Genomic DNA, 15,345 nt, shown 5'->3' on the forward strand with positions numbered 1-15,345 from the left:
CATTGTTGCTGACATAAATATTTTCCTAAACTTATTTTGATCGAATCCCCATCATAGCCACTTATCTTTCTAAAACTCAATCCCTAAAGTAAAATATATTTATATTGCGATAAAAAAGCCATCACTGCATAACAATGATGGCTTCACTCAAGATTATAGTAGGTTAATCTTTAGCATTAGGTTTAACATGCGGTTTAAATTTAAACTGAATCTTCGTATTGACACGCTGTGCGATGATCACACCCGTTAATGACACAATACCACCGACGATATGATACGTTTCTAACGATTCATTCAAGAATAGAATTGAAATGATCGCTGTAAATAAAGGTGATAAGTTCATAAATAGAGATGTTTTACTGGCACCTAAGCGAGCAACACCTTGCAGCCACAAAAAGGGTGCAATAATGGAGGCTGGTATGCCGGCAAAAAGAATCAACCCCACATTATTGCTGGTAATCGTCGCATCCTTCGTGATCATAAATAATGGAATTAAAATAATCACACCAGAGATGACTTGCCAGTACAACGATTGCCAAATCGAAACCTGAATCTTCCACTTCATCGTTAATACACCATACAATGCATAAGCAGAAGCTGCAATAATCATCATCAATTCACCTTTACCAATGCCACTTTCTAAAATGACCGCAGGATTACCAGCGCTGATGAGCCAAGTGATACCTGAAAATGATAAAATACTTCCCACAACTAAACCCACTGTGAGGGGTGAACGTAAAATGATGAAGCTTAGTAAAATGGTTAATAATGGCGTTAATGATAAGAAAATACCGATCATTGTGGCAGAAATTGTATAAGCTGCGTAATAAGCTAAGCATTGATACAATGCCATACCAAGAAAACCTAAGAATGCAAACTTAGGTAACAATGGGCGAATTTCTGCCCAGTTTTTAATGGATTGACGTAAACAAAATGGCGTCAAAATAATAAATGCTAGTAACCAACGATAAAATGAAATGGCTTCAGGCTCAATAACACCTGCTGACAGTTTATTCACAACTGCATTCATCGCCCAAATCAATACCGCCATTAACGGATATAGCATTGCAACAAAATTCATGTGTACTCCTAGTTTTTTCATCAGGGCGCTAGTATAAATTGTCCCATATTAAATATATAATGAAAATCAGACATTCTAACTCATTATTCTGACATTTTATGACAAAGGTAAATAACTTATGATGAAACAGCGTTCTTTTCAGAATTTAACCTTTCAAAATGACCAACTGATCTTACTAGCTAACGAAAATATCAATGAAGCTAGTGAGTTTCAGCCCCATAAACATACTTGGGGGCAAATTATCTTTGTGAAATACGGAGTGGTGACTTTAGATATTGAAAAGGAACGTTTTCTTGCACCTTTAGGTTTTGCCATTTGGATTCCGCCCAATTACGAACATTCATGTTTCAATCACCAACCTGCTCGTTTTCGTTCCATCAATATTTGTGAACGAGAAGCTGCCAAACTTTCTCAAACACCTTCACTATTGAAACTCAGCAATGTTGCGCTTAGTATCATTGAGTCTTTTTTTGACCGAGCAACCTTAACACTCAGAACAGAACAGGATTTTAGAAAATCCTTAGTGCTCATTGATGAAATGCATGATGCTATGATTGGGCACACGTATTTACCAACCTCAAAACATCGACTCATTCACCCTATTATCAAATCATTAGAACAAGATCCTTCTAACCGCTTAACATTAAAAGAATGGGCTGAAAAAGTATTCACTACAGAGCGAACATTAGCACGCCATTTTAGAAAAGAATTAGGGATGAGTTTTAATGAATGGTGCCAACGGCTACGTTTTATTCATGGCATTGCGCTCTTAGAACAGGGTGAAACCATTGAGGAAATCGCTTTCAAAGTGGGCTATCGATCAGCCTCTAGCTTTATTGCTATGTTCCAGGCTTTATCAGGCACAACACCAGATCGGTATCGTCAGTTACATAATATTGATCGAACTACATAATCAACTACATATTGCCATTTAAAAACAGTACATAACATGCAACATTCCATCATCCCAAAAACCAAAAGTTTAATTAAATATCAATATTTTAACCATATGCTGATTCATGAAATATAAAATTATTCATAGATAAATTTGTTTTATCCTTAAAAATATGGTTTATATATACTTACAAAAAAGCTACAAAATAATTAAAGTGGGATTAATCATCGAGGAGAAAAATCGTGTATAAAATTATACAAATGGCGTTTGCCTTTATTGGTGTTATTGTGGGTGCAGGTTTTGCATCAGGCAATGAAATATTGCAGTACTTTACAAGTTTTGGCGCTTGGGGAACTGCTGGAGCCGTGCTTTCTACAGGGCTTTTTGCATACTTAGGTATGATGCTCATGCAAATGGGTAGCCGCTTACAAACTCAATCACATGATGAAGCGATCTATAAATTAAGCGGTAAATTTATGGGTGTTGCTGTGGACTACATCATCATCTTCACACTGTTTGGTGTAGGGGTTGTGATGGTTGCTGGCGCTGGCAGCATGTTAAACCAACAATATGGTGCGCCAAACTGGGTAGGTAGTTTGATTATGACTGTATTAGTTGTTTCTACAGTATTGTTACCAATCCAACGCGTCATTGCTTTAATTGCAGCAATCACTCCGTTTCTAATCATTGCATTAGCAATCATCTGTACTTATAGCTTATTCACATCACATGCATCTTTAGAGGAATTAGAGCCAATCGCAACTTCAGTGAAAAGTTCATTACCAAACTGGTTCATTTCAGCGATTAACTATGTATCTTTCAATGTTGCCGTTGGTGCAGGTATGTCATTAGTTATGGGCGGTAGTGAGAAGAATGAAAACATTGCAAAATGGGGCGGTTTATTAGGTGGTTTAGGTGTTGGTGTATTAATCTTAATTGCGCACTACGCAATCTTCTTAAACATCAAAGATGTTAAAGATATGAGCTTACCATTATTGAAAATCATCCAAGACATTTCACCAGTTTTAGGCATCATGATGACTGTTGTATTGTTCGGTATGATCTATAACACAGGCGTTGCAATGTACTATGCTTTCGTTGCTCGCTTTACAGTAATGCAAACTAAGCGTTCATACATCTTTGCGATCGGTACAGGTTTAGTAGGTTTCATTGCAAGCTTCGTAGGCTTCACAGGTTTAGTTGCTTACTTCTATCCTTTAATCGGTTACTTAGGTTTGTTATTAATCGCAATATTAGTTGCAGCACCTTTTAGAATCAAGAAAGCCAGCAAAGTTGAGCAACACAATACAAATGATGATGCCGAAGTTTTAGGCGTACCAACTGTATAAAACAGCTTAATCAACACATAATAAAAAAGCTTTGGTGAATTTCACCAAAGCTTTTTTGTTGTATTACTGCACAAATACTATCTTGTATAATCTTTCAAAATCTTCATATTATCTGTGATCACAGAATCCACGCCAATTTCAAATAGGTGTTTAATATCTGCTGGTTCATTGGCCGTATAAATCATCACAAAGCGCCCTGTTGCATGGCAACGCTCTACAATCTCTTCCGTTAAGATTTTGTAATTCGTAATGATGCCAATACACGCTGTATCATCCAAAATCTGAAAAAATTTATCCACATCACCTTCCCAATCATCCACCAATAAAGCACGCGGAATTGCTGGCACTGCATCCATCGCACCTTTTAAGGATTCAGGTTGAAATGATGACAATAAAAATGGGTAAGCACCTGTGCCGAATGGTTGCTTTGCTTCTAAAAACTTAGCAGTCGCAACACCTGTTTCATAATCTTCATCAGGGTTTGGCTTAATCTCAACATCCAACTGAAATTTATTGGCGATCACAAAATCCACCAATTGCTCAAAGCGCGCCAAAGATTCGCCCGCATAATGAGCTGAATGCCAACTACCTGCATCTAACTTCGATAATTCATTCCAAGTGTGATGCTTCGCTAATCCCTTGCCATTTGTTGTGCGCTCCAATACATCATCATGATGCAAGAAAAGCTCTTTATCTTTCGATAATTTCACATCGCACTCAAACATCGTATAGCCATTCTCTGCGCCTAATCGAAAAGCTGCCAAGGAGTTTTCAGGCGCATCTTTACCTGCGCCACGATGCGCGATCAAATTGGGATAAGGATAAGTTGACATGTTAGCTCCTTTCGCTGAACGATTGTCTAAATACGTTTTTGTGTTGTTGCATCAAACCATAGCACTTCTTCGAGTTTTGGCTCGATATGGAAAGTTTGATTGCGTTGATATTTATTTTCAGAATAGCGTGAATCTTCTGTACGAATCGTCAAAGAAATTTTATCCAGATTCGTATAGAGCAATTGCTCTGAACCCAATGTTTCAGCCAATGACAAAGTCACATCCCAACTGTTATCAGTGCTTTCAGGTACGATCACAATATGCTCAGGGCGAATCCCTAAAATCCACTCTTTTTGTGCGCTATTACGAATCGCTTCAGGCAATGCAATGCCTTTCAATTCTGTATCACCGAGCCAAACTTTGCCATCACGCACCACAACATCCAATAAGTTCATGGCAGGCGAACCCATAAAGTTAGCCACAAATGTGGATGCAGGTGAATGAAAGATTTCACTTGGCGTACCAAATTGTTCAACCACACCGCCATTCATGATAATGATACGATCCGCCAATGTCATCGCTTCTGTTTGATCGTGCGTGACATATAAAGATGTAATACCAATTTCATTGTGACGACGGCGAATTTCTAAGCGTGTAGATGTTCTTAATTTCGCATCCAAGTTAGATAATGGCTCATCGAATAAGAATAGCTTTGGCTTACGTACAATTGCGCGCCCCATTGCGACACGTTGTCTTTGTCCACCTGATAGTTGGCTTGGCTTTTTATCCAAATGCTGTGCGATATCGAGCATTTTAGCTGTATCTTGAATGCGGCGATCGATTTCATCTTTCGGCATTTTTGCTAATTTAACGCCATAAGCCATATTTTCACGAACAGACATGTGTGGATACAAAGCATAGTTTTGGAAAACCATCGCAATATCGCGTTGTGCTGGTTCAAGCTTTGTCACATCTTTATCACCAATGTGAATTTCACCACCTGAACTTGTTTCTAAGCCTGCGATCACACGCAATAATGTCGATTTACCACAACCTGATGGCCCAACCACAACGATGAATTCACCATCTTTAATATCAATATCAATCCCTTTAAGGATCAAAGGCCCTGGCTTTCTTGCTGTACCATAATGTTTTGTAATATTTTTTAACTGAACTGTTGCCATAATTTTGTGTTTCCTTTGTCTATTTCTCGCTGTCAATCAAGCCTTTCACCAACCATTTTTGCATCAATAAGATGACTAACATTGGCGGGATCAACATCAATACAACCGTTGCCATGACAATATTCCAATCCACAGCAACATCACCATTACCCATCATTTGGCGCAAACCAACTGCGAGCGGGAACATATTTTCTTTTGTTGCCATCAATAATGGCCATAAATATTGATTCCAACCATAGATGAACTGAATCACAAATAATGAAGCAACCGTTGGGATCGACAATGGTAATAAAATATCTTTGAAGAATCGCATTGCACCTGCACCATCAATGCGTGCAGCTTCTAATAATTCATCAGGTACTGTAAAAAAGAACTGTCTAAATAAGAAAGTTGCAGTTGCAGATGCAATCAATGGAATGGTTAAACCCGCATAGCTATTTAACATTTTCAAATTCGCAACAACATCAAAGGTTGGGATAATACGAACTTCCACAGGCAACATTAACGTAATGAATATGATCCAAAACAATAAGGTCCGAAATGGAAATCTAAAGTAAACAATGGCAAAAGCTGATAACAATGAGATCGCAATTTTGCCAATTGCAATGATCAACGTCATCACAATTGTGACCCACAACATGCGTGCGGCAGAAATAGATGTTCCTTCACCGCCCGATAATGCTTTGGAATAATTCTCCCAAAACTGATCACCCGGAATCAAGGATAATGGCACATTGACAACATCTTGCGCTGTTTGTGTGGAAGCCACAAATGCTAAATAAATCGGGAAACAGACGAGCAATACTGCGATCAATAAGCTCATGTGTGATAAGAATTTTAACCCAGGACGATTCTCTATCATTATTGATTCCCCTTACGATCAATGAAACGGAACTGAACGATCGTCAGCAATAATACAAAGCCCATCAATACAACAGATTGCGCCGCAGAACCGCCGTAATCCATCGCTTTAAAGCCATCAAAGTAAATACGATAAACCAATGTTGAAGTTGCTTTACCCGGCCCACCTTGTGTTAAGGCATCAATAATTGCAAAAGTATCGAAGAATACATACACGACATTGATCACACACAAGAAGAAAGTTGTTGGCCACAATAATGGAAATTGAATGGAGAAAAATCTACGCCAAGGCCCTGCACCATCAATCGCCGCCGCTTCCATCAATGATTTTGGAATCGCTTGCAAGCCTGCAAAGAAGAATAAGAAGTTATAAGAAATTTGTTTCCAAATGGATGCAATGATCACAAGCCACATTGCTTGATCTGCATTCAGTTGATGATTCCAATGAATGCCCATTTTTCCAAGCCAATAGGATACAATCCCGAAAGATGGTGCGAACATGAATGTCCACAATACACCCACGATAATCGGTGAAACAGCATAAGGCAAAATCAGCGCTGTCCGATAAAATAATGATGCACGTACAACTTTTTGCATAAAAAATGCTAAAAATAGCGATAAACTTAAACCTAACAATGTGACCCAAAATGAGAAATATATTGTGGTATAAATAGATTCTGTATAAGTTTTATCTGCAAATAATACCTTGAAATTTTCCAAGCCAACCCATTCACGAGCCGTGCCGAAAATATCTTCCATTTGGAAGCTTTGCACCAGCGCTTGTCCTGCTGGCCAATAGAAGAATATTGCGATGATTGCCAACTGTGGCAATATCAATAGCCACGGCAATACACGATAATGTTTAAAATATAATTTCATAAAACAGCCTTTGATTAAAAACAAATAAAAAAGAAGTGAAGAGCGTTGCCCTTCACTTCTCAATCAATGCTATTTATTTACTCGTTCAAAACGTTTTAGCAATGCATTACCTCGCTCTACTGCGCTATCCAATGCATCTTTTGGAGATTTTTTACCTGTCCAAACTTGCTCTGTTTCTTCATCCACAATTGTGCGGATTTGCAACATATTACCTAAACGTAAACCGCGAGTATTATCATTGGTATCACGGATCATCTGTTGTACTGGCACATCAGCACCAGGATTTTCAGTATAGAAGCCCGCTTTTTCAGTGATTTCAAATGCTTCTTTGGTGATTGGTAAATAACCCGTTCTCATGTGGCTTTGTGCTGCTCTTTCAGGTTGAGAGATGAATTCAAAGAATTTAGCTACACCTTTATAGTTTTCAGCAGGTTTACCATTTAGTACCCACAAGCTTGCACCACCAATCACTGTATTTTGTGGTGCACCTTCGACATCATCATAATAAGGCAATGTCGTTTCTGCAAAATCAAATTTTGCATCACGTTTCAAACCTGAATAGAAACCTGAAGATCCCATGAAAATCGCACATTCACCTGATAAAAATGCAGGCTGTGATGCAACCGAACGACCTTTATAAACGAACAAACCATTTTTCGCCATATCGCTCAAATTTTCAAAATGCTTAACATGCAAAGGTGAGTTGAATTTTAATTCTGCATCCATACCACCAAAGCCATTATTTTTAGTTGCATATGGAACATTATGCCATGCTGAGAAGCTTTCTAATTGTGTCCAACCCATCCAAGAGATTGTCATTGGACATTTGCTACCTGAGGCTTTCAATGCCTCAGTCGCTGCACGTACTTCTTTCCAAGTTTTAGGTGCTTTATCAGGATCTAAGCCTGCTTTTTTGAATTCATCTTTATTGTAATACATTACAGTTGTAGAACTGTTGAATGGCAGAGATAACAAATCTCCATTTGGCGATGCATAATAGCCTGCAACTGCTGGGATATAAGCATTAATATCAAAAGGAATATTATTCGCTTTCATAATTTCAGACACCGATTTTGTCACACCTTTTGAGTAAATCATCGATGCTGTGCCTACTTCAAAAACTTGAAGAATATCAGGAGCATTACCAGAACGAATCGCAGCGATACCCGCTGTCATTGATTGCTCATAGTCACCTTTGAATACAGGAACAACTTTATAATCTGTTTGGCTTTCATTAAACTCTTTCGCTAAATCATTCACCCAATCATTCAAAGCGCCATTCATTGAATGCCACCATTGGATTTCTGTTTGTGCATATGATGCAGACATCAAAGTACCTGCGCCTAAAATGGTTGCCAAAGCAATCTTTTTCAATTTCATAGTCAGCAAACTCCCTTCATTTTCATATTAATTAACGTGCATATAATATAACTTTCTGATGTTACTTTCATGATTATAAATAACCCACATAAATAAAGAAGCATGTTCGGTCAATATTTTACTGATCCCTCGATAAAATCAAATATCAACTTATTGTTATATAAAAAATATTCTCATAACCATTAACAATAAAATATTTCAAAATAACTACAAAATTAAATATTCAACAGTTAATTACAAGATAACATTATGATTAATTTTTATCTTACTATAAAAAAGAACCATAATTGTAATCCATCAGTAATATCCATAAAACCAACCCAAAAAGTTAGCATAGAATTATAAGAGTTGAATATGACAAGAAAATTACAAGTCTCTTTTCTGATAAGTCATGGATTTGTCACACAGATAATCTATACTGACCCAAAATATTTTTAAAAGGCCCAAGATGATTGCAATATTTGATTTAGACGAAACTTTAATCCATGGTGATTGCGTAACACTTTGGTGCCAGTGGCTTTGTGAACAAGAATTGATCCAAGATATTGATGGGTTCTTACAAGAAGAACAACTTTTGATGGAGGCCTATCGAGCTAAGATATTAGATCAACAAGACTGCATGAACCTTGTATTAAGGCCGATTATACATTTGCCTATTGAAGATGTTCATTCACTCATCACCCAATTTGTGCATGAAAAGATTGCGCCCATTGTTTATTTAGCAGGACAACGCCTAATTCAAGAACACTATGAACATGGCGATGATGTTATAATCATTTCAGCCTCTCCACAAATGATCGTATCATCCATTGCTCATATATGCTTCAATGTTAATCAATGTTTTGGCATTAATGTTGTCCAAAAAGATCACCATTACACCACTAAGATTCAAGGCGTAATTCCTTACCAATCTGGTAAAGTGAATGTTTTTGAAATATATTTAACACAACACGACATAAATCCTAACGATGCATATCGACAGAGCTATTTTTATAGTGATTCCAGCAATGATCTACCATTACTGGAAAAAGTCGCTTATCCCAACATTATCAATCCTGACGATGAATTACGTACAATTGCCGAAGCGAACAACTGGCCAATACTTCATTTTACAACAACATTGCAGGAGAAATGATATCAAAGCGCAATGTTAATTGAACATTTTCTAAATAATTTCGGTTACGAAGCTCATTATACTTTTGCAAAACTCTATTAGAATATTTTAAAGTTTTATCATTCTTACTACCATTATAACGATGTAAAGCTTGTCGAATATTGCCTTCTTTTTCAAAATATTCCATTAAAATTTCTGTACCGATGCTAATGTTAGTACGAATATCATACAAAGCATCCACACCGCCATATTGCTGAATTTTATCCAAATGCCACTTAGGTACGACTTGCATCAAACCTATGGCACCATATTTACTTTCTGCTGTAATCTTATAAGTAGATTCTACAAAAATAACGGCCATCAATAATTCAAGATCAATTTTATATTTATGCGCATTTGCATCAGCACTGCGAACCAATATCTTCGCATCGCGCTCAGGCATATTGTAATGCATCACAAGATAATTGGTCATTTTTTGACGCTTATTGCGACGAATATCATTATGGTATTGAAAACTTTCCATAATACCTCGCCAATATTCTAATTCATCATCAGTAAAAATAGTTAACTGCCTTGATAACCCCCAAAATTTGGTCGCATCAGGCATCCACTCTAAGTTATCTTGATCCGTTGATACAATATCAAATTGCATATTTTGTGGATCATTTGTAGCTCTGAATGCAAAACTATAAAAAGCCAAACTGGCAAGCGTTAAAATAACTGTCCCAATACTTCTAAGGTATAAGCGTAAGAACCTAAGCATCATACACCTCGCACTTTAAAGATAGGTAAGAAATATAATAGTAAAACAATATCATGCACCCTAAAATTAATCTTTTTTATAGATAAGTTTGAATTCGGTTTTTCCAACCTGGCAACCAGCGATTCTCATCACGTTCTTTAGGCGCATTATTGACTCGCTGTGTCAAAATTTCTTGTGCGGAGTGACGAAAGCTAAGCATCAAATCTTTTTGTGCCAGTCGATCATCCATATTTTCCAAGACTTGTAAAAGCCCCCAACCTTGCCCTTGATAGCGCTCATTAGGATTAATCCCTTCACCTTTAAAATTGATATAATCGATCAATGCATACAAACCAACAGGATGTTTTAATAACATATTAAAAATTTTCTCTACCTTTTGTGGCTGCTGAGTATGCGCTAACATCTTAGGCAATGAAGCATGTAAACGATTAGCAATGAACTCAATTTGAACGGATTGTGTGTTATACAAAAAATCCTCTAAATCCTTAAAAGTTTGGTCATTTTGTTTGGCAAGCAAAAATTCTGTTTGAGTTTTCCAAGGTGCATAACGATACATACGCAATATCCAAGGTAGATCAATATTTTTTGCCTGATAAAACTGCACTAATAAAGGAAAACTTTCCTCAAAATGTTCAGGCTCATTATATTTGTACCAAATAAAGTGCCCAATACCTAACGAAGGAAAGTTTTCGCCATCATTCCAAACAACAAGATTAGTACGTTTGCCACCTGTTTCATTACGATAAATTTTACCTGCAATATCATTTAAAGTAGCTTCAGGAATAACCACATCCGCTAAGCTGATACTGAAAGATAACAATAAAACTATAACTAAACGCATAACCATATTAAAACCTCAATTCAATAAAAAAGCGCCCTAAAGGCGCCTTATTGTCTGTGATTTTGGTAAAAAATCAATTAAAAAGATGAGATTCTTGATTAATACCTTCAAATTGGAAAAGCTCTGCCTCTTTAAAATTAGCAGTTGCATCACCTGAAAAAATATTCTTCTGCTCTGGCCCTAAATCTAATTTCATAACTTTGCCAGTTTTTTCACTAAAATCTATTTGCTTCAGATCCACCCAAAATGTATTTGGTGTTAATGCTGATTCAAAAAAATACAAAAGATTTTTATGATCTACAACTGTACGCCAACGTGTAGAAGAAATATTTGGCTCTGACTCTGTCACAATCCCAAAGGGTACAGACACATTGCGAATAACACTAAAAACACTCGCAATAGATGTACGTGCATCTTTATCTTTAGGAATTGCATTGATATAAAATGAAGCTCTTGCAAAGCGATCTGCCGCTCTATTAGTACCAGGTAACATGACTGTTCCACCAATTTTTTGCCAATAGCTATTCAACGCTAATTGTTCTTCAAAAGTCGGAGAATTTGTCATCACTTGATATTTTCGATCATGATGAATGACCTGCTTACCTTTAATATATTCAACAATTGCACTATCCCCCGTTGCATCAGAAATGGATAAATGTAATGTTGCATTGCGTGTTTCACCAGGCACTTTGTCAGTCACGACAATAAACTCTTCCTTAGACAAAGCTTCGACAGCTTCTTCTACTGTTGCAAAGTTATCCAATACATATTGTGCCCAAGCAGAAATTGATAACATTTTTTTATCTTGAGTCGGTTCAGGATATTCTGATTCAACTAACCATAATAAATTGGCCACTAAACCTTTCTCATTCACGCCATCAGTACTTGCAATGTCATAACCTGATGCAATTACACTACCATATTTAGATACCCATTCTATTGAATTAGGACCTGCCCCACCATTTTGATGCAAACCTTGTGGCATCACCCATAAATTTGTGCCCACATCCACTTTCCAATCCATTGAACGGCCTGTGATCACATGATCATTGTCACCTAAAAAGACTGCACGTGTACAAGCTAAACTGACAGGAATCGCAGCAATACTCAAAGCAATAACGGCTGTTGATAATAAACTGCGTGTAATTTTTTTCATGTAGCCACCTTTTGATCTCTCAAATAAAATGTTGGTCACAAAGTGATTATTTGACATAAATAACTTCGTGTGATGAATTTCATCATATAATAAACTCATCAGGTATATTATTGAATATTCATCATCATTATAAATTATGGATTAATCATGACTCATCAAAAAAAGCTTGTTGTACTCGGCAGTACTAATATTGATCATATTTTAAATGTCCCATATTTTTTAGCCCCTGGTGAAACATTAAGCGCACACCAATATCAAGTTGCAATGGGCGGTAAAGGTGCCAATCAAGCTGTTGCTGCTGGACGAGCAGGTGCTAATATTCAATTCATTACAGCTTTAGGTGATGATCATTTTGGGCAAGATGCCTTAGATCAATTTCAGACTGATGGTATAGATACATCATTAATTAAAATTATCCCTCATGAAAAAACAGGTGTTGCATTAATTTTTGTGAATGATGAAGGTGAAAATATGATCGGCATCCATGCAGGTGCAAACGCTCATGTGACACCACAAATGTTAGCAAACCATTGGGATGCTATTGAATCTGCGGATGCATTATTAATGCAACTTGAAATTCCAATAGAAACAATTCAGCAAGCCACAAATCATGCAAATGAACATGGTGTATTAGTTGCGCTTAACCCTGCTCCCGCTCGCCCCTTACCTGATGAACTTTTATCTAAAATCAATATCATCACACCCAATGAAACAGAGGCAGAAATTCTCACAGGCATTAAAGTAGATTCTGCTGGATCAGCCATTCAAGCGTCTAAAATTCTACATGATAAAGGCGTTACTGTTGTCATCATCACAATGGGGAAATTAGGTGCTTGGGTCAGTGAAAATGGAGTCGGTCATCTGATTCCTGGTTTTAAAGTAGATGCCATCGATACCATTGCTGCTGGCGATACATTTAATGGCGTCTTAATGACAGCACTATTAGAAGGCCTTCCACTTCAAGAGACAATTCGCAAAGCACATGCTGCTGCCGCAATCGCTGTGACACGAAAAGGTGCACAGCCTTCTATTCCTTGGGCAAGCGAAATCGATGATTTTTTGATGAATCATTGATATTAAAAATCTCACAGTATCTGATACTGTGAGATTTAACTCATTCGCTAAGCTGCGTACTTATTAACAATAAAATGTAGTGCTTTATCAATTTCAGCAATTAAAGCTTGTGACTCGTCACAATGCTCATCTTGCTTCATATTGAAAAATGCTGTTGTTTTTTGTTCAGCAACGATTTGGCTCATCTCTCTTGCAGGCTTAAACTTACACTCACCGTTTTGATCTCTAACACCTGCTAATGCATAAAAATTATCCATCAATCCTACTGAATAAAATCTCACATCAGGCAATAATTTTTGCCAAATATATAGCGCGAAAAAACCTTTAATATACTCACCTTCTTGCGGTGCAGAAATCACGGAAAGCAATAAGCTGATTGCACGCTTTTGGCTTGGATTAAATTCGCAAGCATAATCAAAATTACAAACTGTTTGATTCACATTCATCAAGCCAACAAAATCATTCATATTGACCGTAAATGTCATGTTTTCAATACGATTAATAATTTCTGACACTTCAGGATTATTTTGCCCGTTCGATAAAAATTCTTCATAGCATTCTCGGATGCGGCTCAATAAAGAACAATATTCTAAATCTTTAACTTCTGCGGCTCTCACTTCTAAAAATAATTCATGAAACTGCATATAAACCCCTTACAACGGTTAACAATTATTCTATACTGAACACTGTTAATATACTAAGAATTAATATTTAGTCCATAGTTATAGAACTTTATTTTATAGACTTATAATAAAAAAGATTAATCATGCAAATATGATTAATCTTTTAATTTTTTAAATCTCTATAGCGATTTACTCGAAATAATGTTCTAACTCTTTTTCTCGCATTGTTTTTTCAGCGATATTCATATCACGCCCTAAAGCAATATAAACTGACGGCAATATAAATAGTGTGAAAATTGTACCAATCAACATCCCTGCAATGATCACCAAGCCTAAACCAAATCGACTTTGTGCACCTGCACCACTTGCAAACAATAATGGAATCAAGCCAAACACTAAAGCTGCTGTTGTCATTAAAATAGGGCGAAGTCTGATTTTTGCAGCTTTTACAATAGATTCCTTTTTACCCAAACCATCATCACGCTGAAGATTATTGGCAAATTCAACCATCAAAATGCCATGTTTACTGATTAAGCCAATCAATGTCACTAAACCAATTTGCGTATAAATATTCAGGCTTGCCCAACCTAATGCCAAGGGCAATAATGCACCACACAATGATAAAGGTACGGTAACTAAAATAATCAAAGGATCTTTTAAACTCTCATATTGTGCAGCTAATACTAGGTAAATGATCATAATCGCCGCACCAAATGCATAGATTAAAGCATTCCCCTCCTCCTTAAACTGACGAGAATCTGATTGCCAGTCATGAGAGAATTCTGAAGGTAATTCAGCCAAAACTTGCTCAAAAAATTCAATCGCTTGCCCCATGGAAACGCCTTGTGCTGGAATTGCTTCCAAGGTTGCTGAATTTTGCTGATTAAATTGATTGAGCTGATTTGCAGCTACATCCATACTAATGTCTACCAAGGCAGACAATGGAATTAATTCACCTTGTTGGCTACGGACATAATGTTGTCCTAAGGCTTCTGGTGTCATCCGTTGATAATGTTGGCTTTGTGGAATTACATCATAAGCTCGTCCTTCCATGCTAAAACGATTGATATAATTTTCACCCACTAAAATAGCTAATGCATCACCAATTGCTTGTAAAGAAACGCCTAAACTCGCCGCTTTTAAACGATCAATTTTTACTTCAACCATTGGCTTGTTATAGCTTAAATCACTATCAATCACGACAAATAATCCACTTTGCCACGCTTTAGTTTTGATCTCTTCCATTGCATCATAAAGCACTTGGTAATCTTTGGGAGAACGCAAAACCATTTGTATAGGCAAACCACCACTTGAACCTGGCAATGCTGGTAATTGGAATACAAAAATAGAATTACCTTCAACACCACCTACC

Annotated in this window: 15 protein-coding genes; 4 read left to right on the forward strand and 11 right to left on the reverse strand. The window is 36.9% G+C overall.

The window, feature by feature from the left end:
- Positions 1 to 163: 163 nt before the first annotated feature.
- Positions 164 to 1,081 carry a DMT family transporter gene (locus BZK14_RS06185; RefSeq protein WP_077925678.1) on the reverse strand — a complete coding sequence of 306 codons (918 nt, stop codon included), beginning with the start codon at positions 1,079 to 1,081 and terminating at the stop codon, positions 164 to 166.
- A gap of 118 nt (positions 1,082 to 1,199) precedes the next feature.
- Here BZK14_RS06185 and BZK14_RS06190 point away from each other — a divergent pair, with 118 nt between their 5' ends.
- Both BZK14_RS06190 and BZK14_RS06195 read left to right on the forward strand, forming a co-directional pair.
- Positions 1,200 to 1,994 carry an AraC family transcriptional regulator gene (locus BZK14_RS06190; protein WP_077925679.1) on the forward strand — a complete coding sequence of 265 codons (795 nt, stop codon included), beginning with the start codon at positions 1,200 to 1,202 and terminating at the stop codon, positions 1,992 to 1,994.
- Between the two features lie 224 nt (positions 1,995 to 2,218).
- Positions 2,219 to 3,325, forward strand: coding sequence for a YkvI family membrane protein (locus BZK14_RS06195; RefSeq protein WP_077925680.1), 1,107 nt, complete (start codon positions 2,219 to 2,221; stop codon positions 3,323 to 3,325).
- A 77-nt stretch (positions 3,326 to 3,402) separates the two neighbouring features.
- Here the strand turns inward: BZK14_RS06195 and BZK14_RS06200 are convergent, their stop codons facing one another.
- The 5 genes from BZK14_RS06200 to ugpB all read right to left on the reverse strand — a co-directional run bounded on the left by BZK14_RS06200 (position 3,403) and on the right by ugpB (position 8,402).
- Positions 3,403 to 4,158 (reverse strand): glycerophosphodiester phosphodiesterase family protein, encoded by a 756-nt coding sequence (locus BZK14_RS06200; protein ID WP_077925681.1) that lies wholly within the window; start codon positions 4,156 to 4,158, stop codon positions 3,403 to 3,405.
- Positions 4,159 to 4,184: 26 nt separating this feature from the next.
- Positions 4,185 to 5,282: an ABC transporter ATP-binding protein gene (locus tag BZK14_RS06205; RefSeq protein ID WP_077925682.1), complete on the reverse strand. Its 1,098-nt coding sequence runs from the start codon at positions 5,280 to 5,282 to the stop codon at positions 4,185 to 4,187.
- Positions 5,283 to 5,301: 19 nt separating this feature from the next.
- Complete coding sequence (ugpE, locus tag BZK14_RS06210) at positions 5,302 to 6,144, reverse strand: sn-glycerol-3-phosphate ABC transporter permease UgpE (protein WP_077925683.1); 843 nt, start codon at positions 6,142 to 6,144, stop codon at positions 5,302 to 5,304.
- Positions 6,144 to 7,022: a sn-glycerol-3-phosphate ABC transporter permease UgpA gene (gene ugpA / locus BZK14_RS06215; RefSeq protein ID WP_077925684.1), complete on the reverse strand. Its 879-nt coding sequence runs from the start codon at positions 7,020 to 7,022 to the stop codon at positions 6,144 to 6,146. The genes ugpE and ugpA overlap by 1 nt, the downstream gene beginning before the upstream one ends.
- A gap of 69 nt (positions 7,023 to 7,091) precedes the next feature.
- A complete protein-coding gene (ugpB, locus tag BZK14_RS06220; RefSeq protein WP_077925685.1) occupies positions 7,092 to 8,402 on the reverse strand; it encodes a sn-glycerol-3-phosphate ABC transporter substrate-binding protein UgpB in 1,311 nt (436 codons plus the stop codon).
- A gap of 448 nt (positions 8,403 to 8,850) precedes the next feature.
- On the opposite strand from ugpB, the gene BZK14_RS06225 reads away from it, so the two are divergent.
- A complete protein-coding gene (locus BZK14_RS06225) occupies positions 8,851 to 9,537 on the forward strand; it encodes an HAD family hydrolase (RefSeq protein ID WP_077925686.1) in 687 nt (228 codons plus the stop codon).
- On the opposite strand, the gene BZK14_RS06230 is transcribed toward BZK14_RS06225, so the two are convergent.
- From BZK14_RS06230 to BZK14_RS06240, 3 genes are all read right to left on the reverse strand, one after another.
- On the reverse strand, positions 9,512 to 10,282 hold the full coding sequence (locus BZK14_RS06230) for a transglycosylase SLT domain-containing protein (RefSeq protein WP_077925687.1): 771 nt from the start codon (positions 10,280 to 10,282) through the stop codon (positions 9,512 to 9,514). The genes BZK14_RS06225 and BZK14_RS06230 overlap by 26 nt on opposite strands.
- A gap of 73 nt (positions 10,283 to 10,355) precedes the next feature.
- The gene (locus tag BZK14_RS06235; RefSeq protein WP_077925688.1) at positions 10,356 to 11,126 is read right to left on the reverse strand and encodes a hypothetical protein; all 771 of its coding nucleotides are present in this window, start codon (positions 11,124 to 11,126) and stop codon (positions 10,356 to 10,358) included.
- Positions 11,127 to 11,193: 67 nt separating this feature from the next.
- The gene (locus tag BZK14_RS06240; RefSeq protein ID WP_077925691.1) at positions 11,194 to 12,276 is read right to left on the reverse strand and encodes a linear amide C-N hydrolase; all 1,083 of its coding nucleotides are present in this window, start codon (positions 12,274 to 12,276) and stop codon (positions 11,194 to 11,196) included.
- A gap of 147 nt (positions 12,277 to 12,423) precedes the next feature.
- Here BZK14_RS06240 and rbsK point away from each other — a divergent pair, with 147 nt between their 5' ends.
- Complete coding sequence (rbsK, locus tag BZK14_RS06245) at positions 12,424 to 13,350, forward strand: ribokinase (protein WP_077925689.1); 927 nt, start codon at positions 12,424 to 12,426, stop codon at positions 13,348 to 13,350.
- A 47-nt stretch (positions 13,351 to 13,397) separates the two neighbouring features.
- Here the strand turns inward: rbsK and BZK14_RS06250 are convergent, their stop codons facing one another.
- Positions 13,398 to 13,994: a hypothetical protein gene (locus tag BZK14_RS06250; protein WP_077925690.1), complete on the reverse strand. Its 597-nt coding sequence runs from the start codon at positions 13,992 to 13,994 to the stop codon at positions 13,398 to 13,400.
- Positions 13,995 to 14,162: 168 nt separating this feature from the next.
- Positions 14,163 to 15,345: efflux RND transporter permease subunit (locus BZK14_RS06255; RefSeq protein ID WP_171973649.1), on the reverse strand; the 1,183-nt coding region annotated here is incomplete at its 5' end.

The sequence above is a fragment of the Wohlfahrtiimonas larvae genome, from assembly GCF_002006755.1.
Classification (GTDB): Bacteria; Pseudomonadota; Gammaproteobacteria; order Cardiobacteriales; family Wohlfahrtiimonadaceae; genus Wohlfahrtiimonas; species Wohlfahrtiimonas larvae.

Coding starts and splice junctions, on each gene's coding strand:
- BZK14_RS06225 (WP_077925686.1), top strand. CDS start 8,851: ATGATTGCAATATTTGATTTAGACGAAACTTTAATCCATGGTGATTGC.
- BZK14_RS06235 (WP_077925688.1), bottom strand. CDS start 11,126: ATGGTTATGCGTTTAGTTATAGTTTTATTGTTATCTTTCAGTATCAGC.
- ugpE (WP_077925683.1), bottom strand. CDS start 6,144: ATGATAGAGAATCGTCCTGGGTTAAAATTCTTATCACACATGAGCTTA.
- BZK14_RS06185 (WP_077925678.1), bottom strand. CDS start 1,081: ATGAATTTTGTTGCAATGCTATATCCGTTAATGGCGGTATTGATTTGG.
- BZK14_RS06190 (WP_077925679.1), top strand. CDS start 1,200: ATGATGAAACAGCGTTCTTTTCAGAATTTAACCTTTCAAAATGACCAA.
- BZK14_RS06230 (WP_077925687.1), bottom strand. CDS start 10,282: ATGATGCTTAGGTTCTTACGCTTATACCTTAGAAGTATTGGGACAGTT.
- ugpB (WP_077925685.1), bottom strand. CDS start 8,402: ATGAAATTGAAAAAGATTGCTTTGGCAACCATTTTAGGCGCAGGTACT.
- rbsK (WP_077925689.1), top strand. CDS start 12,424: ATGACTCATCAAAAAAAGCTTGTTGTACTCGGCAGTACTAATATTGAT.
- BZK14_RS06205 (WP_077925682.1), bottom strand. CDS start 5,282: ATGGCAACAGTTCAGTTAAAAAATATTACAAAACATTATGGTACAGCA.
- ugpA (WP_077925684.1), bottom strand. CDS start 7,022: ATGAAATTATATTTTAAACATTATCGTGTATTGCCGTGGCTATTGATA.
- BZK14_RS06250 (WP_077925690.1), bottom strand. CDS start 13,994: ATGCAGTTTCATGAATTATTTTTAGAAGTGAGAGCCGCAGAAGTTAAA.
- BZK14_RS06240 (WP_077925691.1), bottom strand. CDS start 12,276: ATGAAAAAAATTACACGCAGTTTATTATCAACAGCCGTTATTGCTTTG.
- BZK14_RS06200 (WP_077925681.1), bottom strand. CDS start 4,158: ATGTCAACTTATCCTTATCCCAATTTGATCGCGCATCGTGGCGCAGGT.